Annotated in this window: 1 pseudogene; it reads left to right on the top strand. The window is 45.4% G+C overall.

From position 1 onward, the window contains the following. Positions 1–903: pseudogene (locus tag A3735_RS30510) on the top strand (hybrid sensor histidine kinase/response regulator); the annotation flags it as partial.

Here is a 903-nt window from a genome sequence, read left to right as displayed (position 1 = left end):
CTCTGCAACAAAGCAACTCTTGCGTGAGCTCGATCACCAAATAAAACTGATGATCGATGAACCGCAGACCATTCTAGCGAAGCCTTTACCGACGGACTTACTAAAGAATTTACTGTATTACGTTGCAAAAAGTGCAATTGACAGTCAGCGCATCCAAGAACTAAAAGCGTCCTTTAGCTTGGCTCAAGCCTTACCAAGCGAACAAGAAGTTGATGCCGAGCGTGAGAAACTGCATCGTCCAGGCGCTGAAACAATGAGCTCAGTTGTTGAGGTCTTAAGTGAAGAACTCAGCCACGTCAAAGAACAGCTAGATCTATACGTTCGCGATGACGATAAAGACAATACTCAGCTGCTTGAGCTAGTACCTCAATTAACTCAAATTGCTAATACCATGGCTGTTCTGGGCTTAGGTGTAGCCCGCAAGCTGGTGCTAGAGCAAATTAGCCGCATAGAAGAAATCGCTGAAAGCAGTGAACCAGCTAGCGACCAAGTATTAATGGATATGGCAGGTGCCCTGCTATATGTCGAAGCTAATCTGAGCTCACTCAGCGATGCGAGAGAACAGAGTGAAGAAGAGCAAAACGAATTTGTTGTACCCGCTGAACACTTCGAAAGTGCGCATAATGCCGTTATCTATGAATCACGAAATGGCTTGGAACAAGCAAAAAACAGCATCGTCAACTTTATAGCATCTCAGTGGGATCACGCCGAGATAAAGGATGTCCCAGACCTCTTAGACAGTATTCGCGGTGGCTTACAAATCATCCCGCTTACACAGGCGGCAAAGCTTCTTGAGTCTTGCAGCACCTATATTCGTGACTCCTTATTAAGCGATAAGCATATTCCTGACTGGCAACAACTGGATCGTCTCGCCGATGCGATTACCAGTATTGAGTATTATAT

Source organism: Oleiphilus sp. HI0061 (genome assembly GCF_001635675.1).
Note: the sequence above shows the minus strand (reverse complement) of the source record. Positions and strands in the feature narration are given on the sequence as shown.